Below are 24,801 nucleotides of genomic sequence, written 5' to 3' on the forward strand. Positions count from 1 at the left end.
CTAGCGGCCCAAGGCACCGAGCCCAGCCCACCGATGCGATCATCGCGCACCGGCCGGGCGGACAGGAGGTGATATCGAACACCTGACGGGCTGGGGAATTTTCAACCGGCACTACGCGGAGATTTCAACCGGTGTTGACACGCGGGCCGGCGCTGGCGGGGTTCGGGTGCGAGCAGGGTTCGGGGGAGCGCGCGCGTATCAGTACTTCGGCGAGTCGGTGGTCGGGGGGTGGGGTGGTGGCCATCAGGGCGGTGCTCGGGCCGAGTCCGAGTGGATCGCGAAGCCATCGGCCGCCTTCGAGGACCGGCAGTGGCTGACGACCGGATGCTGCACATCCAGGCGGACGAGTGGGCGCGAGACATCGTGATCGTCAGCCTCGGTGGGGAACTCGACCTGAGCAACGTGTCCCTGCTCGCGGAGACGCTCGAAGATATGATTGCCGACAAGGATATCATTATTGATCTCAGCGGGCTGCAGTACATCGACAGCACGGCCATTGCCACCCTCGCCCAGTTTCACAACAGGGCGCCCCGTCTCGGGCGCAGACTGATCCTCGCCCAGCCGTCGTTGTTCGTCCAACGCATCCTGGATTTGACGAGCCTGCGCCACGCGGTCACAGTCTATCCCGACGTCGCCGTCGCGCTCGATGCCCTTCGCGAGCAGGCCGTCGCGCCCGGACCGTTTCTGCGGTCTGAACCGGTGACCGTCGGCGACTTCGTCCGCGACATGGCCGCTGCCGTGCGCGGGATTCATGGGTGGGCGGAGCGGGCGCAGTCCCCCGAACTTCTGGAGGTGCTTGCCGACGCGCTGGTGGAACGACTGTTGCAGCGCGCGGATCGAGTGGGCGCCGTGTTTGCGACCGAAGAGCAGTTCTACGACATGCTCTTCGGAGACAGCGCGCCGGCCGCCCTCGAGGACGCGGACCCGCTTCGCCACGCCGTGGCGTCCGTTCGGTCCCTGTTCAACAACGTGGTCGCGCCCAAGCTGGCGCAACGGCTGGCGGAGAGGGACCATCCCCGGGTGCGTGTGACCAAGCACGTGTGGATCCGCGCGGGACACTGGGACGTCGCCGTAGTACCTCGAGGCGACTGATCTCTACGCCACCCGTTCTCGCCGTTTGTCTGTTTCCCGTTCCCGAACGTCACTGCCGCCGCTGCGGCAATGACTCCGGCGAACCCCATGCGCACGGCGTGCCCTCCTTCAACTGACGGGGCGGAGACCATTCAAGCGGGTGAAGGGGAGAGGTGTCCCATCGGAGCACCCCCCTCGGCAGGGTGGTCGGCGTCGCTACGAATCGCCACCGGGGGGACCGCGTGAGGAAGCACCAATGACAAGGCGACCGGCGAAGCCCTGGCACGCCTGGGGCCTCCTGTGCGTCGCGTTGTTCGTGGCGACCCCGCCGATTCCGAGCGGTGCCGCGGCCAACGGCAACCGGGCGCCGGCATTGCTGCTGATCCTGACCCATGTGGGCGCGGACACGGACAAGGTCGCCGGCAACATCGGCGGTGTAGTTGTGGTGGGAGTGTTCAACACCGTCACGGCGAAGCTGGCCGTTGCGCCGAAGGGAACCAAGCCCCGGGGCAAGTTCCTGAGCGGCAATATGTCCTGCCTCACGGGAAGCTGCGTGATCGACGGTGAGCTTCTCGGGGCGCGGCTTGCGGGGTTTCCGCTGGACGCGAAATTTGCCGCCCCCTTCAAGAACAGTAACGGATACGGGACACTGGTGCGTCTGTCCGGAAGCCTCGAACGGCTCTACAGTGACCATGACGCGTGGGTGTCCGTGGTGACCAAATGGGCAGACAACCATCTTGGAGCCGCCGAGGCCAGGGCTCGGGTTGTGGCGCAGGCAGCGGGACGGGTCGCCGGCGACGAATCGTCCGGCGCAAGTTCTCCCGCGGCGGCCGTGGACTCGCCGAACGGACCCGGCGCACCGGGCGGGGGCACCAACAGCGGCAATAGCGGTGGTGGTGCCGGTGACGCCAATGGATCCGGCAGTAGCGGTGCTCATGGTGGCGGCACGACTGGCGGGACCAGCGGCGGCGGGGCGGGAAGTAGTGGCAACCACGGTGGCGGTGGTGGAGGCGGAGGTCCCCACCGATAGGGATTCTCACGGGAAGCACGCTCCGGAAGTTGCCGTCTTGCGTGGCGTCGATCTGATCCCTGGGGCATACGGATTTGACGGGCACGGTTCTGGGATAAGTCTTGCTTATCGAATGTTTCCTTCGGCAAATCTCAAATATCAGCAAAATATCGCATCTGGTGAATATCTTTACCAGCGCTCCGTTGTGTTTGGTATACTTTGAACAAACTTTTTGTCTAGTTGCCACGCCAAGGGAGGACGATGTGGCTGCGTATTACGTCGTCTGTGTCACCAAACATCCCACTCACAGAGAGCCCTACCGGCAGGTCGCGTGGATCGGCACGAGCGAAGATCCCAACGATGTGTGGGCAACGAGACAGTGGTCGGTTCCGGAAGTCATCGCGGCGATCCGAGGCGGTGATGTGTTCTACTGCATAGTCCGGTTATCATCGACGTCGGTGCGGGTCGTGATCGCGGAGCGGAACGGCACGGAATATATCAAGACAGACGGTGACCATTTGTATCACGATAACCTCCTGACCAAGCGCGAGTGCATCCTGGGGGCGTAGGAGCGCCGCGCTGTTCGGGGAGGCACCGCATACCGGTCATGTCACAGCCTCATCCCGGTGCCTCGGCGGCAGGACCCCGTGAGCGGAGTGCGGAATTTCTTATCTTCACGCTTGTGAGAGCCAGCGCCGGTGTGGGGGATCGGCAGGCGCCGGCGCTGCGACAAGTGATGAGCGCCTGGTGCGCGCGGGGGTGAGGGTGTGCCGCTATTCTTCATCGTGGTTCTGTTGGGCGGGTTGCTGATCTGGTCCATGACAACGCACTGATCCGGATCGGGACGCTGTCCCGCACGTCGTTGTGGTCGCGGCCATCGTCGGTTTTCATGCTTGCGCATCCGACGGTGACGGTTGCTCCATTGCAAGCGCTGAGATAGATGGTGACGCGCCCGCGCCTCAAGGACGAGGCGCCTACTGCCAGTATCCCGCGAACCAGATCCAACCGCTTCCCTGGCGTGTCCAGTAGCCGGGGACCCAGACCGCACGCGGCCACGGCGCGCGGGTCCAGTATCCCGGTACCCAGAGCCAGTTCCCACCCGTCCAGCGCCAGAAGCCTCCGATCCACACGGCGGCGGCAAACGGGGGAACGCCGATGATGTCTACCCGCGTCGCCGGCGGCGGGACGGTGACGATGGTGTACGCCGGACCGCTGCCGGCCCAGTGTCCGTTTACCCAGACCCACCCGCGTCCCGCGCGGGCCCAGTAGCCGGACACCCAACGCGCGCCGGGGTAGGGTACGATCTCCCACCGTCCGGGAATCCACGCCCATCGGCCGACCCACTGCCAGTGCCCGGCCACCCACACGTACGCCGGCCCCGGGACGACCGGGGCCACCTCGTACTGCGGAGCGGGAGGAGGCCCCGGCGCAAGCATCGGGCCGCCGTTGTCGTCCGCGCGCGCCGTTCCAGGCGCGGCGATCATGCCGATGACCGTGGCCAGCAGTACGCTCAGCATCACGAGCCGTTTCGTCATGGCGATGCTCCCCCTGCGGAGCGTCCGTCGGTGCCATCGCGCCGCATGTGCGTGCGGTCGCGGGAATCCGCGTCTCGTGTAGTAGCGCGTCACGGGGGCGTGGAGTTCCCGACGGCAGACTGGACAGGCGTGCGCTCCGCTCCTATCATCAACGTAGCGGACGAGGCTGACGGACGCAGGGGGGCGCGAATGGAGTTCGACGCGACGGCGCAACAACGGCTCACGGCGAATCCGTTGTGGAGGTGGCGTATCGCGAATCGGCGGGACGCACGAGAAGTCGAGGGCATGCTCGGCCTGCCGCCGGGCCGCGTCCAGGCCTGGGAGTTGGGGGTCGCGACCCCTCACCAGGCTGAGCTCCGAAGACTCGCGAGCGTGACCGGCATTGCGGACCTCGAGGCGCAGTGGCGCGCCTGGGCCGTCGGTTAGAATGACCTAGACGGCGTCAACGCACAACGATCATCGTCTTGATCACGCCGTCTCGGTACGCATCCTGGAGGGCGAACGCGTCGGCGGCGCGATCCAGGGGAAACCGGTGTGTGACCAGCGGCGACAGCCGCACCCGCGCGGTGCGCACGAGTTCAATCGCCCGAGGGTAGACCCTGCCCATGCGGCGCTGGAACTTCACCGTCAAGCCCTTGCGCCGGGCAAGAGACGCCTTGAACGTGACGGTGTCGTCCTCGGGGATTCCCGCCAGGACGATCCGTCCACCGACGCGCGCGAGCGCCGCCGCGACCTCGGCGCCTGACGGCGCGTTCGTCGCTTCGAGTACCACGTCGACCCCGCGCCCGTTGGTCCACCCGAGCACGGCGCCGGGTTCCTCGGCGACGCCGTCCACCTCGAGACGGCGGGCCGCGTCGAGCCGGTATCGCAGCGGTTCGACGACGAAGACCCTGCCCGCGCCGGACGCCCTCGCCACCTGCGCGACCATGAGACCGATCGGACCGGCTCCGACGACGGCGACGGAGTCCATCGGCCGGAGGTGAGCTAGGTCGAGCGTGTGGACGGCCACGCCCAGCGGCTCGAGGAGCGCAACGGTCGCGGCGTCGAATTCCGGCGGCACCGGGATAATGGCTTCGCGGGGCGCCGCGTGGTACTCCGCGAGTCCGCCGTTCGTTCCCGGGGTGCCTGCGAAGGCCTGGTCGGGACAAAGGTTCGGATCTCCGCGGAGGCACCACTCGCATCGCCCGCAGGGCCGCGCCGGGTCGACCGCCACCAGGCGTCCGGGCGGCAGCCCCAGGGCCGCGCCGCGATCGTCGGCGATCTCCGCGGAGAACTCGTGCCCGAGCACGAGCGGTGATGCCGGATCGACGAGCGTGCCCCCGTCCTGACGGTAGAAGTGCAGGTCGCTCCCGCAGATGCCGACTTCACGGACGCGCAGCAACAACGCGTCCTCGGTCGGGACTGGATCGGGTACGGTTCCCAGGCGCAGGTCCCTCGCTCCGTGCAGCAGCGCGGCTCTCATGCGATGAACGTTCGCGGTGGTGCGGTCTGGTTCCCGGTGCTCGATCGGGCGTCGGCTCGCACCGACGATCCCGACGAATGCGCCGGCGGGCGGAGCACGCGCAGCAGCATTTGGGTGGAGAAGAACGTCACCGTGGGGATCACGATCACGAGCACCACGATGAGCCAGAACGACGGCCGCCGGAACAATGAGGCGCGCGGTCCCTGCGCCTTCACGGCTTGTGCTGCGGGAGGACGCCCGTCACCATCCAGCGCACCTTGCTGCGCAGGTCGGCGACATCCGGCGCCCAGAAATCGAGCCGCATCCGCGCCAGATCATCGTACAGCACGACCGGTCGTCCATCGATCGATTCGCTCGTGACCTCGTCCGGGGTGAGGGGCTGCACGCGTCGCATCCATCCCAGGATCTCGGAGGTCGTCAGGTCGGTCTCCACGTCGGCGTGCGCGGCCTCGATGATCGCGGGGAGATGGATGATCACCGACGGTTTGTGGACCTGGATGAGGGCGGCCTGAATGAAGTGCTGCTGGCGGCGGATGCGCCCGATGTCGCCCTCCGCGTCGTGCCGGAAGCGCAGGTACTGTTCGGCGTGCGCGCCGTCGAGGATCTGGTAGCCCGGCTGCAGGTTGATGAACAGTCCTTGCTCGTGATCGGCGTACACCATGCGTTTCTCCACCGTGATCGGGACGCCGCCGATCAGGTCCACGACGTGGCGCATCGCCGGCAGGCTGAACACGAAGTAATGGGCGATCGGCACATTGAGCAGCCGTACGACCGCGGCGCGCGCGCGCCCGATCCCCCCGGTCGCGTATGCATGAACGATCTTCGTGGTGCCGATGCCCGGAATCGAGATGTCGATGTCGCGCGGCACGCCAAGGATCCTGACGCGGTGGTGGGTGTCGTCCCACTGCACGACCTCGATCGTGTCGGTGCGCTGTTTGTCCTGCGTCAGTCCGACGACGAGAAATCGCACATCGCCGCGCGGTACCGGAGCGGGCGCCGGTCCCGCCTCGTTGGGAGTGCGCGGCGCGGGCGGTCCGGCGTGGAACGGCAGGACAACGAGCGACAGCAGAACGATGACGATGACGCCTCGGACGAGGCGGTGGATGATGTTGTGCACGCGCACGTGCGGCACGGCTCCTGATTGTCGGATGACCGGCGCGCGTTCATTCCGCGAACGTCCGCCTCGGCGCCAGGTACAGCCCAGTTCGCGCTGCCCAAAGGCGTTTCCTTGGCGAGCAGGAGCGGTCCCGAGAGGTCTGGAACACCCCTAACACCCCGCTGGTCATCACGCCGTGAAAGATGAGGTGCGCAGTATGACGGTCTCTGTCATCGGGCGGTCGGTCCGCCGGGTGGATGGTGAGGAAAAGATCACCGGCCGTGCGAGGTTCGCCGCCGACGTCGATCTGCGGGGGGTGCTGCAGGGGCGCATCCTGCTCAGTCCGTACGCTCACGCCCGGATCCGGCGGATTCCCAAGGACGGCGCCCGGGCCGTGCCCGGCGTGGTCGCCGTGTTCACCGCAGACGATCTCCCCGCGGGCGATCCGGCGCCTTCATCGAGGGCGCGGTGCCTGCTGGCGCGCGGCGAGGTGCGATATGCGGGCGAGCCGGTCGCGGTCGTCGTGGCCGAGACGGAAGCGGCCGCGCAGGATGGATTGGAGCGGTTGGCCGCGTCGGTCGAGTACGATGCCCTTCCCGCGCTGGTGGATCCGGTCGCGGCGGCGTCGCCCGACGCGCCGCTCGTCCAGCCCGATCTGGCCGGCAAGAGTTCAGAGGCGCTGTTGCACGCCGCGCTGAAGACCGAGGATGAGGGGGCGCAGGCGCCGAGCAACGTCGCGAGTCGCGTGCGCTTCTCGCGGGGCGATGTGGAGCGCGGGTTCCGGGATGCGGCCGCAGTCGTGAGCCGCCGGTTCCGCACCTCCGTTGTCCACCAAGCCTACATCGAACCGCACGCGAGCGTGGCGGAGTACGACGCGTACGGCCGGCGACTCACGGTGTGGACGGCCACGCAGGGTCTGTTCTACGCGCGGGAAAACATCGCCGCGGTCCTGGGTCTCCCCGAGCCCTCCGTCCGTGTCGTGCCGATGGCGGTCGGCGGCGGGTTCGGGGCGAAGATCGTGCTGCTCGAGCCCCTGGCCGGCGCTCTGGCGATGGTGTTGGGGCGCCCGGTCCGGCTGACGCTGACCCGCATGGACGAGTTTCGGACCGGAACGCCGGCGCCGCAGTCGGTGCTGGACGTGAAACTCGGCGCCCGCCGCGACGGGACCTTGACCGCGCTGCAGGCGCGGTTGTTGTTCGATGCCGGGGCGTTTCCCGGGGCGCCTGTCAACATCGCGGCGCTGCTGCTGAGTGGGTCGTACCGCATCGAGCACTTGGACGTCCAGGGCCAGGAGGTCTTGACGCACAAGGCCCCGGTCGGCGCCTACCGCGCCCCGGGCGCGCCGCAGGCAACGTTCGCAATCGAGTCGGTGATGGACGACCTGGCGCGCGCGATCGGTCACGATTCGTTCGAGCTTCGTCTGCGAAACGCGTCGCAGACGGGGGATCCGATGCCGACGGGCGAACCCTGGCCGCGCATTGGGCTGCGTGAGGTGCTAGAGGCATTGCGGGAGGACCCCCTGGTTCGGTCACGCCGCCCAGCCGAACATGAGGGGGTGGGCGTCGCGCTCGGCGGCTGGCTCGGCGGCATCGAACCGGCCAGCGCGTGCGTGCGCATGAACGCCGACGGCAGCGTGCAGGTGCTGGTCGGGTCGGTCGACATCAGCGGGACGTCGACGGCGTTGTCGCAGATCACAGCAGAGGCGATGGGGATTCCGGTGGAGCAGGTGCGGATCGTGAGCGCGGACAGCGACGGCGCGCCCGCAGCCGGCATGGCCGGGGGGAGCAAGATCATCTATACGGTCGGCGCCGCGGTCCAAGGTGCGGCCGACGACGCGCGCCGCCAACTCGTCCGGCTCGCCGCCTCGCGCCTTGAGGCGGCCGAGGCGGATGTGGAGATCGTGGACGGAAAAGCCCGCGTGCGGGGCACGCCGTCGCGCGCGATCGCGGTGGCAGACCTCGCGAAGATGACCACCGGATTCGGGGCGTCGCATCCTCCGGTGTTCGGCGTGGCGTCGCAAGCGATCACCCACCGCGCGCCCGCGTTCGGCGCCCACGCTGCGCGGGTGCGTGTGGATCCGGAGTCCGGGCGCGTGCGCGTCTTGGAGTACGCGGTTGCGCAGGACGTGGGGCGCGCCATCAATCCGGCGGCCGTGCGCGCACAGATCCACGGCGGGGTCGCGCAGGGGATCGGGTGGGCGCTGTTGGAGGAGATGACCTACGACGACGCGGGCACGTTGTCGACGGGCAGCTTCCTCGACTACGCCGTGCCGCGGGCCGGGGACGTGCCCGTGATACGGGACGCGCTTGTCGAGGTCCCGTCGGAGCACGGGCCCTACGGTGCGAAGGGCGTGGGTGAACCTCCGGTCGTGCCGGTCGCCGCCGCGATCGGCAACGCCATCGCGGATGCGATGGGGGCGCGCGTCGACCGGCTGCCCATGACCCCCGAGGTGGTGGTGGGGGCGTTGGCAGCCCGGGGAGAGCGGTGACCGGTCCGGCGGTGCACCTCGCCGTCGTCGGTGCGGGCCCGGCCGGGCTCGCGGCGGCCGGCGATGCGGCGGCGGCTGGAGCACGCGTGTTGTTGGTCGAGGAGCGTCCGGCGCTCGGCGGCCGCGCCATGATCGTACCGGGCGCCCGCGGGCTTACGGAAGGGCTCATGCGAGAGCTCGGCGGGACCGAGGTGTGGAGAAACAGCCCGGTGTGGGACCTCTGCCATCGCACGCTGTGGGTACTCCGCGGCGACCGCATCGCATCGGTTGCCGCCGGCGCGATCATCGTGGCCACCGGTGCGCGGGAGGCGGTGCTTCCCTTCCCCGGGTGGACGCTTGGAGGCGTGATGTCGCTCGAAGCCGCATGGGAGGCTGTGCGGTCCGGACGGGTCGGGGCCAACACCGGGCCGGCCGTCGTGACGGGGGGCGCCGACGGTGCGATCCTCGCGAACCGGCTGCACGAGCGCGGCGTGCCGGTAGTCTTGATCGCGCCCGAGCGGCCGCCGGGGCTGACCGTCGCCGGGTACGCGCCGGGGGTCGTGGTCGTGGCCTATGGCGCCGACGCGCTCGAGGAGATCGAAACCGCCGATGGCACCCGCCATGCCTGCTCGATGCTGTGCGTCGAGTCGCCCCGATTTCCGGTGATCGACTTGGCGCGGCGCGCGGCGTGCCCGTGCGTCCACCAGCCGCTACTCGGCGGTTTCGTTCCCCGATATGATCCGTTGATGATGCTGCACGGTCCCACCCCGCTCGTGTTCGTCGCGGGGGACGCGTCGGGACTGGACGCGCCCCGCGCGGCAGCGGAGTCGGGCCGGCTCGCTGCGCGGGCGGCCCTTCATGCGCTCGGCATGCTCCCCGACGCGGACGAGCGAATCGCGGACGCCCGCCAGCGGTTGCGCGCGGCGTCGATCCCGCTCCACGCCAGGGCGCGCGAGGCGTTGATGACCGGTGCCGTTCCCGACGAAGTCGTGGAACCGTGGGACGGCGGCGCCGAGACGGTCGTGTGTCCGTGCGAGTCGGTGACCGTCGGCGACCTGCGCGCCGTTCTTGACGAGGGGGCGCGGACACCCGAGGACGTCCGCAGCATGACCGGGTGCGGCGCCGGTGCGTGCGCGGGGCGGCGCTGCGAGGCGGCGGTGCTGCGTTGGTTGAGCGGTGCGCTGGACATCCCCATCGGCCGCCTCGCGCCTGCGCCGGTTCACGCGCCGGTGCGCCCGGTGCCGGTGGCCGCGCTCGCCTCGCTGGTCGCCTCCGTTTCGGATGGCTGATCGTCCGCGCGGGCACGAGGTCGCGGTGCTCGGCGGCGGAGCGTTGGGCTGTGCCATCGCGTACATGCTCGCCCGGAGGAAGTTGGCGCCGCTCGTCGTGGATTACGCCGGGCCCGGCAGGGAGTTCCCTGCTCCTGTCGCGGTGAGCGTGTGGGATCATGCCGAACCCGCCGAAACCGGCGCCTTCGGGCTCGAGAGCGCCGGTCACTTCCCGCACCTGCAAGACCAGATCGGCCCGATCGGGTACCTGCGGACCGGAGGAATGGTTCCAGCGGGTACGCTCGAAGAGGCGGCGGCGGGTGAAGCACTGGCGCGAACTCAGGCGTCGGCGGGGCTTCCGGTCCGCTGGCTGTCGCGCGAGGAGGCCTTGCAGCGCGAGCCCGCGCTCGCCCCCGACGTGTGCGGTGCGACCTACTCGCCCCACGACGGTGTTGTGAATCCGCTCCTGCTCACTCGCCGCCTGTCGGCCGCGGCGCGTCGCTTGGGCGCGACATTCCTGTACCATGCCGGCCACGTCGTCGTCAGCGCCCAGGCCCGGTGGGTTTCCATGCGCGGCGCCCGTGAGCACGTGGAGGCGCGGCGGGTGATCGTGGCGTCGGGAGAGTGGCTCGCCGAACTCGACAGGCAGCTCGGTCTCGGGTTGCCGGCGCGGGCCACCGGCGGGTATGTGATCACCACGGAGGCGCTGCCCCCGTTGGTGCGTCACCGTCTCCCGGGTGTGCGTCAGCAGTCGCGCGGCGAGGTGATTCTGGATCAGGCCGGCGGTGAGGCGGTCGACTGCACGGCGGCGACACGCGCGATGCGCGAGGCCGCAATGGCGGCCACGAAACTCGTCCCTGCGCTGCGGGACGTCCGAGTCCTGCATGCGTGGCCGTGGCGAGCGACGCTGCCGGCGGACACCCTCCCGCTACTCGGCAAGGTCGAGGAGGGCATCTTCGTGGCGGTTCCACACGCGCCGGGAGTTACACTCGTACCCCTGCTGGCCCAGGCCGCCGCGGCGATCGCCGTCGATGGGCGGGTCCCCGAAGGCTTGCAGCGATGGGAGCCGCGCCGCGCCCGTCCTGCCGCCGTGGTCGGCGGAGCGTTGCCCAGGAAGGATTCGCCGAAGGATCCATAGTATTAGGGGGGTACTTTGATGCGGGCAACCGGCCCCAGGGGAGGAAGGAACAGAGTATGCCGAAGGGCACCGTGAAGTGGTTCAACCGGGAGAAAGGCTATGGTTTCATTACCCCGGAGGAAGGCAAAGATGTGTTCGTTCATTACACCGGGATTGCGGGCGAAGGGTTTCGTAACCTCGAGGAAGGCCAGATCGTAGAGTTCGAGATTACCCAGGGCCAGAAGGGTCCGCAGGCCCAGAACGTGAGGGTGGTTGGCTAAGACAAACTCGGCAGATCCAACACGACAGATTCAGAGGGGCGTCAGGCTCGTCCCGCTTGGCGCCCTTTCAATTGAGGAGCACCTACTTCTGAGGAGCACCTACTTCTAATAGCGCCCACCTCCGTTCCCACGACGGTCCCCGAATCCACCCAAGCGTAGAAGCCTTCCTGTTGAGTCCTAGGAAGGCGAAGTCAACCACCTGTCGGACGGGTGCCGGCCAAGACAGCTGTTCGCTTGGCTGTCGGGGTCCACTATTGGCTCCAGATTCCTCCCTCGCAGTTGCATTGATGGCTCCCGCGGCGCAGACTGCCGAATTTTAGTGAGCGGTGGTTCATCTAGCCAGAATCGCAGTGGTTTTTGGGCATTTCTCTCGCAGTCTCGCCCAGAAGTGTTGCGCAGGGTCTAGGGTCATGCTAGATTAGTTCGAGGGGAGGGGAGAAATGGCGCGCAGGTCCGCAAGAGCGAAACCGCGGCGGATCACGTCCGGACAACGGACCAAATCCCGGGCCACGGCCGCGAAATCGCCGCCGAAGCGGAAGCCCGGGCTGGGGCCAGGTCGCGCTGGGCGTGCGCGCGTCAGGGTGGTGCGTTCGAGACCGACCCGCGCCAAACGTCCCGCGCGTCCGCTTCCGCCTCCCGACCCGATTAGTGAACGCACGTTCACGACCAGTCTTGACCGAAGCCTCCGTGACTATCGGATGTTGTGGGAGGCGCTTGCAAAGCGGTGAAATACCTCACGTCGGACCAGCTCAAGACCGTGAACCAGCGCATGATTCGTGCGACGGGTGGCCTATACCTCGCTGGCGAGCAGAACGTGGTCTACCCACCGAGTCTCGAGTCGCTGGTGAGTTTCGTTCAGACGCGCATCGCGCTGCGACCTCAACCGACCGTGTGGGAAATGGCCGCGTTCTATCTCGACCGATTGGTGCGGGACCAGGTCTTCCATGATGGCAACAAGCGCACGGCGCTCGAGGCCACGCGGCTGTTCCTCGAGAGTTCGGGATACCGGCTGGCACTGCATCCTCCCTCAGACGTCGTTGAGTTCATTACCGGGGTGGCGCGTGGCGGGATGACGCGCGACGGCATCGCTGCGTGGATTCGCGCCCACTCCAAGCGCAGGATGAACGGGAAAAAGTAGCACCGGACGCGCCGAGCCCTGAGCGGTTCCTCGCCGAGGCCACGGGCCTCGGCGAAGTTGTTTTCCATAGTTTCCTTGGCTTGACACGCGCGGCTTCGGGAGCGATGATAGCTCTAGTTATGAAAGGAGGTGATGCGGATGGATGATAGTAGACGCTCCACGCCGTACCGTCCGACCTGCCGCCAGTATCCGCGGATTGAGGTGATGGCCGGGTAGCACAACACGAGTGCCGGCCACCGTCGGTTCGCGGCTCAGCTGGCCGACGACGGTGCGGCGGGAGGTTCCGCGGTCACGGTGCTCCCTCGTGCTCGCAGGTCCCAGGGGGCGCCGCGCACGTCGCACGACAGAACGTTTCGACAGACGAACGGCGAAGGCCCCGCCCGATCCAGGGCGGGGCCTTCGTGCGTGTCACCGACGATCGTCGCGCCCCGGGTCAGGGTGTCGCGACGGCGTCCCACAGGTGATCGCTGTCCAAGTACACGAGGTCGAACAGCATCGTGCCTCGTGTGATGCGGCTCGACATCCGCATCGCGGCGGTGAGCCGCCCGGGATCGTCGGCATACAGGGGTGCCAAGAGCGCACCCACGACCGGGGTGTCCCCGTGCACGACGGAGAGCCCGAGCATCGCGGATCCCTGCACGCTGGTCTCGGCGTGGTCGTGCTGCCGGTAGGCGTCCCAGATCGTCACCGGCCGATAGTACAGTCCGATCATCAAGTAGTCGAGCAGCGGCGCCAAGCCCGCCCGCACCCACGCGTCCCCGATCCAGTCGTATGGCGCCCGGACGTCCGGGCTGCCCCAGTTGGATCCTTCGTCATAGTAGACCGAATACCAGGCGCCGACATACATCGCCACCGCGACGTTCGGGCGGAGGGTATGCACGAGATGGGCGACGGCACGCGTGTACGCCATGATCGTGTGCGCCCGATATCCGAGCCAGGCCCGGTACAGCGGTCCGGGCCGGCGCGCCACCCAGTAGCCGTTCGGGACGTATGTGTAGATGTCGTCCGGCCAGTGCGCGACCGGTCGGCCGATGAACCGCTCGAACGCCGCCCTGGCCGCGGGCGAGAAATCCTCGCTGACGTCCTGGTACCGTGTGCGGTCAAGGACGATGCCGTCCACGTCGTACCGGCTGACGATCTCGTAGACGACGGCGAGCTCGTAGTTCCAGACATCGGGGGATGCGGGGCTCAGGAACGCGAAGATGCTGTGCGAAGACGACGGCGCCATGCGGGTCTCGACCGGGCCGATCGAAACCGCGGCGCCAACCGGCAGCGCCGATTTCAGCCACGCGGCCGCCTCTCCGTGCCCAGAGAGCACGTAGCCGTCCCCGGGAATCGGCAGCGCGCCCGGGTCGTCCGGACCCGCCGCGCGGTCCCGCACCGTCACTACGGTCCCGCCTCGCACCGCCACGTCCACTCCCCACCGTGATGTGGGCGCGACGGCCCCAGACGCCGGTGTGTAGAGCACGAGGGCGTTGTCCTCGCGCGGAACATTCACGCCGGAGAGCGCGTAGGAGTGTTGGTCCGGGCCTAGGACCCGGCGCGTCGCGAGGTACGCGACGGCCTGCCAGTCGGGATGCGTGAACGCGGGGCCGGCTCGTAGGGGGGAGTATCCTTCCCCAAACGTGTTGACGGCCGCGTCCACGCGCATGCCGCGCGCGTGCGCTTCGGTGACGATCGTGGCCAGCATATCGTATCCGCGAGGGTACCACTGCGTCGGCGGAGGATATGCTGCGCCCGGCCCGCTGTGGGGCAGCGGCGAATCCGCGATCGTCGGCGCGAAGGCGCTCGCGTACGTGACGTATCCCCACGCGTTCTTGGCCTCGGGCATGACGACGTCGACGCCGGCGGCCCGCGCACGGTCGAGCACGTCGCGTACGCCGGCGGGCGTGCTGAGGAGCGCAAGGTTGGCGCCGGGTTCCATCCACAACGCCAGGCGAGGCGGAACCCGGCCCGCCGGTAGTCCGCCGGCGGCCGGGGACGCGGTGGTGAGGGTGAGCAGCGCGACAACGAGAACATCGAGGACGCGAATCGACTGCATGGCCGACTGTTCGGGACGGACCGAGAGGCTCCCTCCGGCGCTTGCATCCGACCGCGCCCCCCATTAGGATAAAGGCTGTCTGTGTGGAAGGGAGTGGTGCGGGGTGATTCAGGCCGATTCGCTCTCCCGAAACTACGGAGAACGCTGGGCCATTCGGGACGTCTCGTTCCAGGCGCGGGAGGGCGAGATCCTCGGGTTTCTCGGGCCGAACGGGGCCGGCAAGACGACCACGATGCGCATTCTGACAGGCTTTCTCGCACCGACGTCCGGCCGCGCGTCGGTTGCGGGGTTCGATATCGTCGAGAAGCCGATGGAAGCAAAGCGCCGTCTCGGGTACCTGCCCGAGACCGCGCCCCTGTATGACGATTTCACGACCCGCGAGTACCTGACGTTCGTGGCTCGGCTGAAGCGCGTCGAGCGCCGGAAAGTCGCCGATGCGGTGGATCGGGCGATGACGCTGTGCGGAGTGGACGACGTCGCCGACCGGCTGATCCGGAATCTGTCGCGCGGGTACCGACAGCGCGTGGGCCTCGCGCACGCGATCGTCCACGATCCGGAGGTCCTGATCCTAGACGAACCCACGTCCGCCATGGACCCCCGGCAGATCGTGGAGATCCGGAAGGTCATCAAGGCGCTCAAAGGGAGCCACACGATCATCTTGAGCACCCACATTCTCCCCGAGGCCACGGCGGTGTGCGACCGGGTCATCATTATCAATGAAGGCGGGATTGTCGCGGTGGACACGTACGAGCAGCTCGCGGCTCGGCTGCGCAGCTCGGAGAAGACGCTCGTCCGAGCCGCGCGCAACGCGGGCGACCTTCCCGGCAAGCTGGCCCGGATTCCCGGCGTGCTCCACGTCGCGCCAGGCGCCGACCAGGGGGACCTGGTCGTGGAGGCCGAGCTCGGCCGGGACGTGCGCGAGCAGGTGGCTCGCGCCGTGGTCGAGGGAGGCGCCGGGCTACTCGAATTACGCCCGCTCGCGATGAGTCTCGAGGACGTGTTCCTGAAGCTCGTGACGCACGAGGACGCGGCCTCGGACGACGCCGCCATCGGCCGGGAGGACGCTCCAGCATGAGCGGCGTTCTCGTGATTGCCCGAAAGGAGCTCAAGCAGTTGTTCACATCGCCGATCGCCTACGTGGCGCTGGCGATGTTCTTCCTGATCACCGGGTTTTTGTTCTTCTCGCTGATCGGCGTCTACACCGTGCAGGTGCTGCAGCTCCAGGGGCCGCCTCCGCCGGATTTCGACCCGACGCGCATCATCTTCTCTCCGTTGTTCCAGGACGCGAGTTTCGTGCTGATCCTGCTGATTCCGATTCTGACGATGCGGCTCGTGTCCGAGGAGGACCGCGCGCACACGATGGAACTGCTCGCGACGTCGCCCGTGAGCAGCACCGCGATCGTCCTTGGCAAGTACCTCGCCGGCGTGGTGCTGTTCCTCGTGCTGCTGGCGATCAGCGCGTACATGCCGCTCTCGCTCGCGCTGGTGGGGCGGCTGGACTGGGGGTTGCTCGCCGCATCCTACATCGGCCTGTTGCTGCTCGGCGGCGCGTTCCTCGCGATCGGCCTGTTCGCCTCGACGCTCAACGAGAACCAGATCGTCTCGGCGGCGATCGGGTTTGCCCTGCTGCTCCTGTTCTGGGTGCTCGGGTTCGCGCAGCAAGCCACCGGGTCGGCCGTGCAACAGGTCCTGTCGTCACTCTCGTTCTCGACCCACTTCACCAACCTCGCGAGCGGTGTCGTGGACACTCAGGATATCGTATTCTTCCTGAGCCTCGCCGGGTTCTTCGTGTTCCTGGGCGTGGTCGCGCTCGAGTCCCGGAAGTGGAGGTAGTGCGATGAAGCGCCGCAACGCCCTGCTTACGACCAACGCGCTCATTTCGGCGATCCTCGTCGCCGCGCTCCTGGTTGGGTTGAACTACCTGGTGACGGAGCATCACGTACGGTGGGATCTTACCGCCACGCGCGAGCATTCCCTGTCACCGCAGACGATCAAGGTGCTTCGAACGCTGCCCGGGCCGATCCAGGCGGTGGCGTTCCCCGGCGCGGACTCCGCGCAGACGTATCGCCAGCAGCTGGGCACGTATCAGTACTACAGCAAGGACTTTCAGTATCGGATCGTCGATCCCGACCGCAACCCGGCGGAAGCCCAGAAGTACAAGGTCACGTCATACGGGCAGATCGTGCTGCAGCACGGGGCGGCGTCGTACACGGTCGACGACGGGTCGGAAGAGGCGCTGACGAACGGCATCCTGCACGTCCTCGCGACCTCGAAGAAAACCGTGTACGTCCTGCAGGGCGAAGGAGAGATCCCGCTCGACGACTTCACGCGCACCGGCATGGGCACGGCCAAGCAGGCGCTGACGGGCAAGGGGTTCGACGTGAAACCGCTTGCGCTGATCCAAACAGGGGAAGTCCCGTCCGACGCCTCGGCCGTGATTATTGCGGCTCCGACGCGCGACCTCCTGCCGCAAGAAGCGGCGGCGCTCACGCGGTACTACCAGGGCGGCGGAAAGCTGTTGGTCATGGTGGATCCGCAGACGCCTGCGGGAACGCGCGCGTGGCTGGCCACGGCGTTTCACGTCGGCGCCCCGGGAGGCGTGGTGATCGATCCGGTGTCTCGCCTGCTCGGCGGGGACGTCCGCGTGCCGATCGCGACCCAGTATCCGCCGAACGATATCACGCAGAACTTCCAGCTCGCCACGGCGTTCCCGCTCGCGACGCCGCTTGTGCCGAACGTGAAGACCCCCGGCGTGACCATGACGCCGGTCGTCCAGAGTTCGGCGGCGAGCTACGTGAAGGTCAATACCGCGACCGAGGATCTCCGGTTCCAGCAGGGGACGGACATCAAGGGGCCCGCGGTGCTCGCCGTGGAAATCTCGCCCAATCCGTCGCCGGCGCCGCCCGCACCGGCGGCTGGCGGGGCGAAGGGCGCGCCGCCGGCGGTCCCGGGGCCGAAGGGCTCGGCTGTGATCCTCGGCAACAGCTCGTTCGTCAGAAACACGTACGTCGGACTCGTGGGCAACCGGGATCTGTTCACCAGCACGGTCGCGTGGCTGACACAGTCCGGCGACCTCGTCAGCATCGCGCCCCGGGCCACCCCGTTTGAGGCGTTCCTCATCACCGGGCAGCAGGGACGGTATCTGTTCATCGGGAGCGTGATCGCACTTCCGCTCCTGTTGCTTGTGCTCGGGGGGTCCATCTATCTGCAGAGGCGGGCCCTGTGAACCCACGCGTCACGATGATCCTTGCCGTGGTGGTCGCCGCGATCGCAGCGTACATCTTTGCCGTGGACCGGCCGCAGGCGCAGCGCGCGGAACAGGCCAAACACCTCATCCAGTTCCAGAAGAGCGAGATCACCGGTGTGTCGCTCATGACGTCCAAAGGCACCGTCGCGTTGGCCCGGCGGGACGCGACCCACTGGGATATCACGCAACCGTACAGCACGCCTGCGGCGTCGTTCTCGGTGAGCGACCTGTTGGACGCGGTGACCGGCATCGTCCCGCAGCGAACGCTCGGTGCCGTCGGACAGGATGCCGCCGCGTACGGGCTAAACGCGCCGGACGTCAAGATGACGCTGCGCGCTACGGGCGGGAAGACCGTGACGGTGGAGTTGGGCAAGGCCTCCCCGGTGGGGACGGCGATCTACGCCCGGCTTGACCCGGGCGCGGTCTACTTGCTGGATGCGGCGGTCAAGGATTCCCTGTCCAAGTCCGCGGCGGACCTGCGCCAGAAGACGCTCGCCGACTTCGCGAACGCAGACGTCCAGCAGGTCCGCATCGCGTCGGCCGACTCGACGCTGGTCGTGGATCGCACGGGTCCCGATCGGTGGCGGATCGAGGGCGCCGGGGCGCCGCATGCGCATCCTGCCTGGCCCGCGGACGACTTCAAGGTGACGGACATGTTCTTCCCGCTGACGACCTCAGAGGCGAAACGGTTCCACGACGGGGTGACCGACCTCCGTCCGTACGGGCTGGATCACCCCGCCGTTACGATGGATCTTGCGCTGAAGGGACACCCGGAGCCGCTTCGGATCCTGGTCGCGCCGGGTGGGAAAGTCGCCTACGGCATGATCGCGGGCGCCCACACGGTGCTTGAGCTCGACCCCACGATTGTGGGCAAAGTGGCGCCCGCGGCGATCACGCTTCTCAGCACGCGCGTGCTCCCGTACAATCCGGCGGATCTCACGACGTTCACGTGGCGGCGGAACGGGCAATCGCTCGAGGTCCACCGCCAGGGGCCCGGGTTCACGGGCGGCCGGTTGAGCGACCAAGACGTCTCGGATATGTTCTCCGCCATGAACCTGCTTGACGCCGACTCGGTTCGGGCGGTCGCCGCGTCTCCCCAGGCCGCGCCGGCGTTCGAGATCAGGACCGACGGAGGTACGGACGCGCGCTTTGCGGTCCGGTTCTATCCGCAACCCAAAGGCGGGTGGCTCGTCACCGATCAGGCGTTGGGCTTGGAGTACGTCGTGGCCGCCAACGCCCTCGACGCGCTCCCGACGTCGATCAAGACGTTTCTCGGGTTGCCGGCTCAACCCGGCGCGCCGAGCTCGGGAGGACACGGCCCCGCGGTGACGCACCCGGGCGCCACCCCGCCGCCGGCGGGCACACCCCACAAGCCGTAGTCGGCCCACCGCGGTCGCGGCCTTGGCGTGCCGTGGAACGCGGGCCCGGGGTGGGAGGGTACGAGCGACTGATCGGCGAACGTGTTCGCGACTTCGACAAACGTCGCAGCTACGGACGGGCTTCGCATGAGGTCGAACATTCCTCGCCGCCGAATCACCGGGTTTTGCGTCGCGTGCCTTCTGGTCCTCGTGCTCATCGTTCCGTCCGTGTTCGCCGTCTCGCCGCCGAATCTGTGGCCCACGGTGCTCGCGGCCGCGAGCCTCGACCTCCCCGTCGCATCGGGAGTCCAGTACCATCACACCACACTCGCCACGGCCGACGGCCCGCTCGAGGTGCATCAGATGCAGGTGGATCTGAGCAACCCCACCGTTCGGCTGGGGGTGGGACTCGCCAGGGATCGTCTGATGAGCGACGACGAGCCAGTGTCCTCGATGGCGCTCCGCACCGGGGCGATCGCGGGCGTCAACGCGGACTACTTTGACATTCACCAGTCCGGCATTCCGCTCAACATCGTGCTGCAAAACGGGCAGCTGCTGCGCAGCCCGTGGCGGTGGGTGGCGCTCGTCGTCGATAAGGACGGCGCCGCCCGGATCGTTCGCTACCGTTGGACGGGTACGCTGGTGCTCCCCGAGACGGGAGAGACGCGTCCGCTCGAAGGCTACAACACCGGACTGATTCCGAACGGAATCGTGCTGATGTCCAACATCCGGGGGTACGGCGTGCCACCGCCGGATCCGGGCGCGCGTCAGATGGTCGTCGAGCTGACGCCTCCCGACGAGACGGGGCGGTCCTTCGTGAAGCAGGTGTGGCCGCAACAGGCGTTCTACGCGCCGTTCCCCAACAACGATGTCATCCTCGTGGGCCTCGGCGCGGGGGCGGACTGGCTGGGTCGGCTCAACGCGGGCAGCCCGGTGCAACTCAACCTGACGACCGACCCGGACTGGCACGACGCAGAGGTCGCGATCGGGGGCGGCCCTGTGCTGGTGCAGAACGGACAGGTCGTCGAGGATCCCGACGCCCCCTCGCCAAAGGAGCGGGATTATCGGTACCCTGTGAGCGCCGTGGGGATCGGACCGGACGGACACACGCTCACGTTCGTCGAGGTTGACGGCCGACAGCCGGCGCTCAGCATCGGGGTCACCCGGCCGCAACTCGCGGACTACATGCGGCGTATCGGCGCGGCTCAGGCGATGGCGTTCGACAGCGGCGGGTCCGCGACGATGGTGGTGCGCCTGCCGGGCGCTCCGGCCCCGACCGTGGTGAACTCACCGTCGGACGGCACGGAACGTCCGGTCGCCGACGCCGTCCTCATCTACAGTTCGGCCGTGCCCGGCGCGCCGGCGCGGCTGCTCGTGAACGGAGGGCGGCCGCTCGACCTGTTTGCGGGTACCACCGCAGCGCTGTCGTTGATCGGCGTCGATGCGCAGGGGAATCCGACCGCGCTGACCGATCCTGTTGAGGCGACGACCTCGCCGGCCAATCTTGTTACCGTTGGCGGCGACGTGAACGCCGCCGTGACCGCCGGACCGTCCGCGGGGACCGGGACGCTCACGGTCCAGAGCGGGCAGGCGGCCGGCTCGATCCCGGTCACGGTGGTCACGCGGCTGAGCAAACTCGTGGTGAGCCCCGCGTCGGCGAACGTGGCGCCGGGCGCCGGCGCCCAGTTTACGATGCAGGCGCAGGGTGCCGCCGGGCGGGCGGTGATCCTGTCCGGCGGCATCGCTTCGTGGAGCGTGACCCCAGGCCGGCTGGGCAGGATCTCGCCGTCGGGCGTGTTTGTCGCCGGCGACGCGGCCGGCGCCGGCACGATCACGGTGCAGGCGGGGGGCGCGGTCGGTCGAGCCCGGGTGACGATCGGCAGCACGGCGAAATATCTCACCGAGTTTGATCGCGGTGAGTGGACGTTTCGCGGCTACCCCAATACCGTGACCGGTTCGGTGGCGCTCGTGACCGATCCGGGACACGACGGCCACCCGTCTGCGAAGCTGACCTTCGGTCTCGACGGCACGGGAACGCGCGCGGCGTATCTGCTCTCTCAGGTGCCGCTTCCCGGTGCTCCGTCGGGGATCACGCTGTGGGTCTACGGGGACGGCAGCGGGGTCTGGTTGCGCGGCGCGTTCGACCAGGCAAACGGTGATCGCGGCACGGTGACCCTGGCGCGGCACGTGGACTGGACCGGGTGGCGGTCCATCACCGTGCAGCTTCCCGCGGGCCTGGCATTCCCCATCGCGTGGGCGACGTTCTACGTCGTGGAGACCGATCCGTCGCGAACGCCCCACGGGATCATCTATCTCAGCAGTCCGCGCGTGATCTATCCGACCGGTGACGCGGGGTAGCGCGGGACCCATCCCCGGAGGCGACGCGGCGATCTGCTGGAGGGCGCCCGCTGCCGAGCGTCGCACGTGTCGGGCGCTTCCCGGACCATGATGGCCTATGCCGTGAGAAGTCTGCTGAGCCTCATGCTTGCGGCGGTGCTGCTCGTCGGCGCGCCCGCGCCGGGGCTGCCTCAGCCGCCGCCAACGCTTGCGGCGGCGGTCACCGCCTACTCGGGCGGTGATCTTCCCGGCGCACGTGCCATGCTCACGTCGCTGGCGCAGGATCCCGGCGCCGATGGCGGACGGGCGTCGTATCTCCTTGGTGTCGTGGATCTCGCGACCACTCAGTACGCGGACGCCGAGGCGTCCTTCGATCGGGCGGGACAGGCGCTTCCGGTCCTCGCCGACTGCGCCTTGTACTATCAGTCTCTTGCCGCGCTCGACGCGGGCCAGTATGGACCGGCCGCCCAGCGATTTCAGGAGCTCCTCGTGCGCTTTCCACAGAGCACGCTCCGGGGGCTCGCGCTGTTCCAACGCGCGGAGAGTCTGAGGGGGCAGGGCTCACCCGACGCCCCCGATGCCTACCACGTTTACCTCGAAGCGTTTGGGGCAGGACAACATGCCGCCCAAGCATGGTACGAAATGGGGACGACGCTCGAGAGCCAGAACCGGTGGGCGGACGCGGCGCAGGCGTACCGCCGCGTGCTGTGGGTATTCCCCGACGCTAGCTACGCGCGGTCGGCGTACCTGCGGCTTCGCACACTCGCCTCTGCGCACGTGCTGCCGCCCGACGCGACCCCTCCCGTGGCCGTGTATCAGCGAGGGGCGAACGACTTCGCGGCCGGGAGGATGGGGGCCGCGCGCGCCGAGCTGATGCAGGCGCTCCACATGCCCGGCGGGTGGATCGTCGCAGACGGCGCGCTCTACACGCTTGGCGTGATCGCGTACCAGGCGCAACGGCTCGACGAGGCGACCGCGGCGTTTCAGCAGGACGTGGCGCTCAAGCAGATGCACGCGGACGACTCGCTGTACTATCTCGTGCGCATCGCGCTGACACGGGGCCGGGACGCCGATGCGCTCGCAACCGCGCGGCTACTCGCGCGGACGTACCCGCGGTCGTCGCTGGCGCCGCGAGGGCTGTACGCGGTCGCCGCGGCCCGCGAGGACCGCGGCACCGGGGGGCCCGCGGTGGCGCTGTTCCGTGAGGCGGCCAGCCGATTCCCCGGGACGCGCTGGGGCGATCGAGCGCTGTGGGAGGCCGGGTGGATTCAGTACCGGCTGCGCGCATGGCAGGACGCGCTCGCCGCCTGGCGTCAGCTCGCGAACACGGCCGGTGACACGGAGATGGCGCCCGCCGGATCGTATTGGGCGGCCCGCGCGGCGGCTGCGGCCGGAGACGGCGCCGGCGCGTCCGACGCATACCGCCAGACGGCGGCGAAGTTTGGGGACAGTTTCTACGGTCAGATGGCTGCTGCCCAGATCGGTGTGCCGCTGCGCGTCCCGATCGCGCAACCCATGGCGGATTTGCCTCCCGGCGAGCTCGCAACGCTGGATCGATTCCGGGAACTGGATGCGCTCGCGCAGACGGCCGACGCGACCCGGGAGCTGGAAGCGGCGGCGGCCCAGGCGCCGCCTGCGGATCGAGCCGCCGTGACGCTGGTGCTGGGTCAGTATTACGAGCGTCAACAGCAAGTCGCCCGGGGGATCCTCGCCGCCGAGCAGGCGCAGGCGTTGTACGCTGGAACGCCCGGCGCTGGCATGCCGCTCGCGCTGTGGGAGGCGTTATATCCCCAAGCGGCCTGGCAGACGATCACCCAGGCGGCGGGACGCACGGGGACGGATCCGTACTTGGTTGCGGGTGTGATGCGTGAGGAGAGCCGGTTCGATCCGAGCGCGGTGTCGCCCGCGGGCGCCTATGGACTGATGCAGCTCATGCCGGGGACGGCCAAGAGCGCCGCGCGCACCGTCGGCGTGGCCCCACCCGACCTTGGAAAGTTGACGGATGCGCAGACCAACGTGCTGTTGGGCGCCGTCGTGCTCGCGGAACTGCTCAAGCAGTTCGGACGCGCGGATCTGGCCGTGGCCGCCTACAACGCCGGGCCGGAGGCGGTCAAACGGTGGCAGGGGCAACGCGCCGCGGCGGATGCCGCAACCTTCGACGAGACGATCCCGTACCCGGAGACCCGTGCGTACGTCAAGGTGGTCCTGCAATCGGCGGCGATGTATCGCTGGCTCTACCGGGATGGGCATCCGGCCCCGCCATAAAGGGCGCGACACGCACATCGCTCGGTCCAGGAACTCCTGACCCGCAAGGGTATCTACGCCGATCCCGCAGAAGCCGCGAGGCGGTCGCCATGCCGTGGGGTCAAGAATGACCGTTCGAGGTGAGTGCCATTAGTTCGTTTGAGTAATATTTTCTCGCCAAAACTTCGTAAAACGCCCATTGGCCGATCGATTGCCACCAGTTTCTGCATGTCGACTCGATCCGATGCACACCAATCGAACGATGTGCGATTGTACGAGACCGGGTAATCCTCCTATTGGTATCTGCATCGGTCTCTCGGCTCATGCTATTGATCGATTGGGTACCCGGTCGGGGTCCGAGCCTACGACATCGACGCAAGACACCCTCCGTCGATGCGGCGGACGCGGCCCCGCCGGGGACCAAGGATTGCGAAGTAGGAGCGGGGACGATACGTGAGAAGCGCGTGGTTGGTGCGGGTCGCAGGGGTCTGTGTCGCCGTGGTACTCGGCGTGGCGATCGCAAGCGGCGCAGGCGTTGAGGGGATCCCGGCGGCCCAAGGCGCCGTCCCGTGGACCCGTGTGAGCATTGCGGGGATGCTGGTGTCCGTTGATGTCGCACGGCGCGTGCTGATGCTGTCCACGGCGCGGGGCGAGATGCGGGTGCAGACCACGATGTTTACGACGGTCGTACTGGCCTCTGCCAATGATACTCCGACGCGACTTCCCGTGAGGTCGGTGGTGGAAGGCATACAACTGTCGGACGGTTCGATGATCGCAGGTGTCGTGGTCGTCGGTGGTGCCGCGACGGAGCGAGAGGGCGCGGGTCGCGGGTCGCCGCTCGGACTGGGCGCGTGGCTCGGGCAATTGAGTCAGGTTCGCGATACGCATCCTGCGGCGACCGGGAGGCCGTCTTCGGATCCGGGATCGCCACCGCAAGGCGCGAGCAGCACCCGCAGCGGAGACGTTCCGCTTCCGACCGGTGCAGGCGGCCCGGGCGGCGCGGGCGGCGACGGCGGCAACCACAACGCGGTCAACGGGCACGGCGGTAACGGGGGCAATGGTGGGAACGGTGGAGCGTCGTTCGGTCAGTTCAGCGGGGGGAACGGCGGGGCCGGGGGTAACGGGGGGAA

21 protein-coding genes are annotated in these 24,801 nt (G+C 68.3%); 16 read left to right on the forward strand and 5 right to left on the reverse strand.

What is annotated here, in order from left to right:
• Window positions 1–309: 309 nt before the first annotated feature.
• From VKZ50_04650 to VKZ50_04660, 3 genes are all read left to right on the forward strand, one after another.
• Window positions 310–1,092: an STAS domain-containing protein gene (locus VKZ50_04650; GenBank protein HLJ59002.1), complete on the forward strand. Its 783-nt coding sequence runs from the start codon at window positions 310–312 to the stop codon at window positions 1,090–1,092.
• Between the two features lie 235 nt (window positions 1,093–1,327).
• Window positions 1,328–2,101, forward strand: coding sequence for a hypothetical protein (locus tag VKZ50_04655; GenBank protein ID HLJ59003.1), 774 nt, complete (start codon window positions 1,328–1,330; stop codon window positions 2,099–2,101).
• 242 nt (window positions 2,102–2,343) lie between these two features.
• Window positions 2,344–2,649, forward strand: a complete 306-nt coding sequence (locus VKZ50_04660; GenBank protein HLJ59004.1) for a DUF3892 domain-containing protein — start codon at window positions 2,344–2,346, stop codon at window positions 2,647–2,649.
• 405 nt (window positions 2,650–3,054) lie between these two features.
• Here VKZ50_04660 and VKZ50_04665 read toward each other — a convergent pair whose 3' ends face one another.
• A complete protein-coding gene (locus VKZ50_04665; GenBank protein ID HLJ59005.1) occupies window positions 3,055–3,615 on the reverse strand; it encodes a hypothetical protein in 561 nt (186 codons plus the stop codon).
• A gap of 189 nt (window positions 3,616–3,804) precedes the next feature.
• Between VKZ50_04665 and VKZ50_04670 the strand changes: the two genes are divergently transcribed.
• Window positions 3,805–4,041, forward strand: a complete 237-nt coding sequence (locus VKZ50_04670; protein HLJ59006.1) for a helix-turn-helix transcriptional regulator — start codon at window positions 3,805–3,807, stop codon at window positions 4,039–4,041.
• A gap of 16 nt (window positions 4,042–4,057) precedes the next feature.
• On the opposite strand, the gene VKZ50_04675 is transcribed toward VKZ50_04670, so the two are convergent.
• From VKZ50_04675 to VKZ50_04685, 3 genes are read right to left on the reverse strand one after another with little or no spacing between them, the layout of a single operon-like run.
• Entirely contained in the window at window positions 4,058–5,077 is a 1,020-nt protein-coding gene (locus tag VKZ50_04675; protein ID HLJ59007.1) for an alcohol dehydrogenase catalytic domain-containing protein, read from the reverse strand.
• A complete protein-coding gene (locus VKZ50_04680; GenBank protein ID HLJ59008.1) occupies window positions 5,074–5,292 on the reverse strand; it encodes a hypothetical protein in 219 nt (72 codons plus the stop codon). Before VKZ50_04680 ends, VKZ50_04675 begins: the two co-directional genes overlap by 4 nt.
• Entirely contained in the window at window positions 5,289–6,200 is a 912-nt protein-coding gene (locus tag VKZ50_04685) for an LCP family protein (protein HLJ59009.1), read from the reverse strand. The genes VKZ50_04680 and VKZ50_04685 overlap by 4 nt, the downstream gene beginning before the upstream one ends.
• A gap of 190 nt (window positions 6,201–6,390) precedes the next feature.
• On the opposite strand from VKZ50_04685, the gene VKZ50_04690 reads away from it, so the two are divergent.
• The 5 genes from VKZ50_04690 to VKZ50_04710 all read left to right on the forward strand — a co-directional run bounded on the left by VKZ50_04690 (window position 6,391) and on the right by VKZ50_04710 (window position 12,444).
• Window positions 6,391–8,661, forward strand: a complete 2,271-nt coding sequence (locus VKZ50_04690; protein HLJ59010.1) for a xanthine dehydrogenase family protein molybdopterin-binding subunit — start codon at window positions 6,391–6,393, stop codon at window positions 8,659–8,661.
• Complete coding sequence (locus tag VKZ50_04695) at window positions 8,658–9,929, forward strand: NAD(P)-binding protein (protein ID HLJ59011.1); 1,272 nt, start codon at window positions 8,658–8,660, stop codon at window positions 9,927–9,929. Before VKZ50_04690 ends, VKZ50_04695 begins: the two co-directional genes overlap by 4 nt.
• Window positions 9,922–11,046, forward strand: a complete 1,125-nt coding sequence (locus tag VKZ50_04700) for an FAD-dependent oxidoreductase (GenBank protein HLJ59012.1) — start codon at window positions 9,922–9,924, stop codon at window positions 11,044–11,046. Before VKZ50_04695 ends, VKZ50_04700 begins: the two co-directional genes overlap by 8 nt.
• Before the next feature lie 56 nt (window positions 11,047–11,102).
• On the forward strand, window positions 11,103–11,306 hold the full coding sequence (locus VKZ50_04705) for a cold-shock protein (protein ID HLJ59013.1): 204 nt from the start codon (window positions 11,103–11,105) through the stop codon (window positions 11,304–11,306).
• Window positions 11,307–12,030: 724 nt separating this feature from the next.
• A complete protein-coding gene (locus tag VKZ50_04710; GenBank protein HLJ59014.1) occupies window positions 12,031–12,444 on the forward strand; it encodes a type II toxin-antitoxin system death-on-curing family toxin in 414 nt (137 codons plus the stop codon).
• Between the two features lie 433 nt (window positions 12,445–12,877).
• Here VKZ50_04710 and VKZ50_04715 read toward each other — a convergent pair whose 3' ends face one another.
• Window positions 12,878–14,485 (reverse strand): alpha amylase family protein, encoded by a 1,608-nt coding sequence (locus tag VKZ50_04715; protein ID HLJ59015.1) that lies wholly within the window; start codon window positions 14,483–14,485, stop codon window positions 12,878–12,880.
• Between the two features lie 103 nt (window positions 14,486–14,588).
• On the opposite strand from VKZ50_04715, the gene VKZ50_04720 reads away from it, so the two are divergent.
• The 7 genes from VKZ50_04720 to VKZ50_04750 all read left to right on the forward strand — a co-directional run.
• Complete coding sequence (locus VKZ50_04720) at window positions 14,589–15,560, forward strand: ABC transporter ATP-binding protein (protein HLJ59016.1); 972 nt, start codon at window positions 14,589–14,591, stop codon at window positions 15,558–15,560.
• A complete protein-coding gene (locus tag VKZ50_04725) occupies window positions 15,557–16,318 on the forward strand; it encodes an ABC transporter permease subunit (GenBank protein ID HLJ59017.1) in 762 nt (253 codons plus the stop codon). The genes VKZ50_04720 and VKZ50_04725 overlap by 4 nt, the downstream gene beginning before the upstream one ends.
• A 4-nt stretch (window positions 16,319–16,322) precedes the next feature.
• Window positions 16,323–17,711, forward strand: coding sequence for a Gldg family protein (locus VKZ50_04730; GenBank protein ID HLJ59018.1), 1,389 nt, complete (start codon window positions 16,323–16,325; stop codon window positions 17,709–17,711).
• Window positions 17,708–19,111: a DUF4340 domain-containing protein gene (locus VKZ50_04735; GenBank protein HLJ59019.1), complete on the forward strand. Its 1,404-nt coding sequence runs from the start codon at window positions 17,708–17,710 to the stop codon at window positions 19,109–19,111. Before VKZ50_04730 ends, VKZ50_04735 begins: the two co-directional genes overlap by 4 nt.
• Window positions 19,112–19,237: 126 nt before the next feature.
• Complete coding sequence (locus VKZ50_04740; protein HLJ59020.1) at window positions 19,238–21,448, forward strand: phosphodiester glycosidase family protein; 2,211 nt, start codon at window positions 19,238–19,240, stop codon at window positions 21,446–21,448.
• Window positions 21,449–21,550: 102 nt separating this feature from the next.
• Entirely contained in the window at window positions 21,551–23,692 is a 2,142-nt protein-coding gene (locus VKZ50_04745) for a transglycosylase SLT domain-containing protein (protein ID HLJ59021.1), read from the forward strand.
• A gap of 432 nt (window positions 23,693–24,124) precedes the next feature.
• The coding region (locus tag VKZ50_04750; GenBank protein ID HLJ59022.1) for a hypothetical protein at window positions 24,125–24,801 on the forward strand (677 nt) is incomplete at its 3' end.

The sequence above is a fragment of the bacterium genome (assembly GCA_035295165.1).
Taxonomy (GTDB): domain Bacteria; phylum Sysuimicrobiota; class Sysuimicrobiia; order Sysuimicrobiales; family Segetimicrobiaceae; genus JAJPIA01.

Bases quoted from the DNA above. Each gene is read 5' to 3' on its own strand.
- VKZ50_04730 (HLJ59018.1), top strand. From the start codon at position 16,323: ATGAAGCGCCGCAACGCCCTGCTTACGACCAACGCGCTCATTTCGGCG.
- VKZ50_04700 (HLJ59012.1), top strand. From the start codon at position 9,922: ATGGCTGATCGTCCGCGCGGGCACGAGGTCGCGGTGCTCGGCGGCGGA.
- VKZ50_04675 (HLJ59007.1), bottom strand. From the start codon at position 5,077: ATGAGAGCCGCGCTGCTGCACGGAGCGAGGGACCTGCGCCTGGGAACC.
- VKZ50_04665 (HLJ59005.1), bottom strand. From the start codon at position 3,615: ATGACGAAACGGCTCGTGATGCTGAGCGTACTGCTGGCCACGGTCATC.
- VKZ50_04690 (HLJ59010.1), top strand. From the start codon at position 6,391: ATGACGGTCTCTGTCATCGGGCGGTCGGTCCGCCGGGTGGATGGTGAG.
- VKZ50_04715 (HLJ59015.1), bottom strand. From the start codon at position 14,485: ATGCAGTCGATTCGCGTCCTCGATGTTCTCGTTGTCGCGCTGCTCACC.
- VKZ50_04670 (HLJ59006.1), top strand. From the start codon at position 3,805: ATGGAGTTCGACGCGACGGCGCAACAACGGCTCACGGCGAATCCGTTG.
- VKZ50_04740 (HLJ59020.1), top strand. From the start codon at position 19,238: ATGAGGTCGAACATTCCTCGCCGCCGAATCACCGGGTTTTGCGTCGCG.
- VKZ50_04655 (HLJ59003.1), top strand. From the start codon at position 1,328: ATGACAAGGCGACCGGCGAAGCCCTGGCACGCCTGGGGCCTCCTGTGC.
- VKZ50_04725 (HLJ59017.1), top strand. From the start codon at position 15,557: ATGAGCGGCGTTCTCGTGATTGCCCGAAAGGAGCTCAAGCAGTTGTTC.
- VKZ50_04705 (HLJ59013.1), top strand. From the start codon at position 11,103: ATGCCGAAGGGCACCGTGAAGTGGTTCAACCGGGAGAAAGGCTATGGT.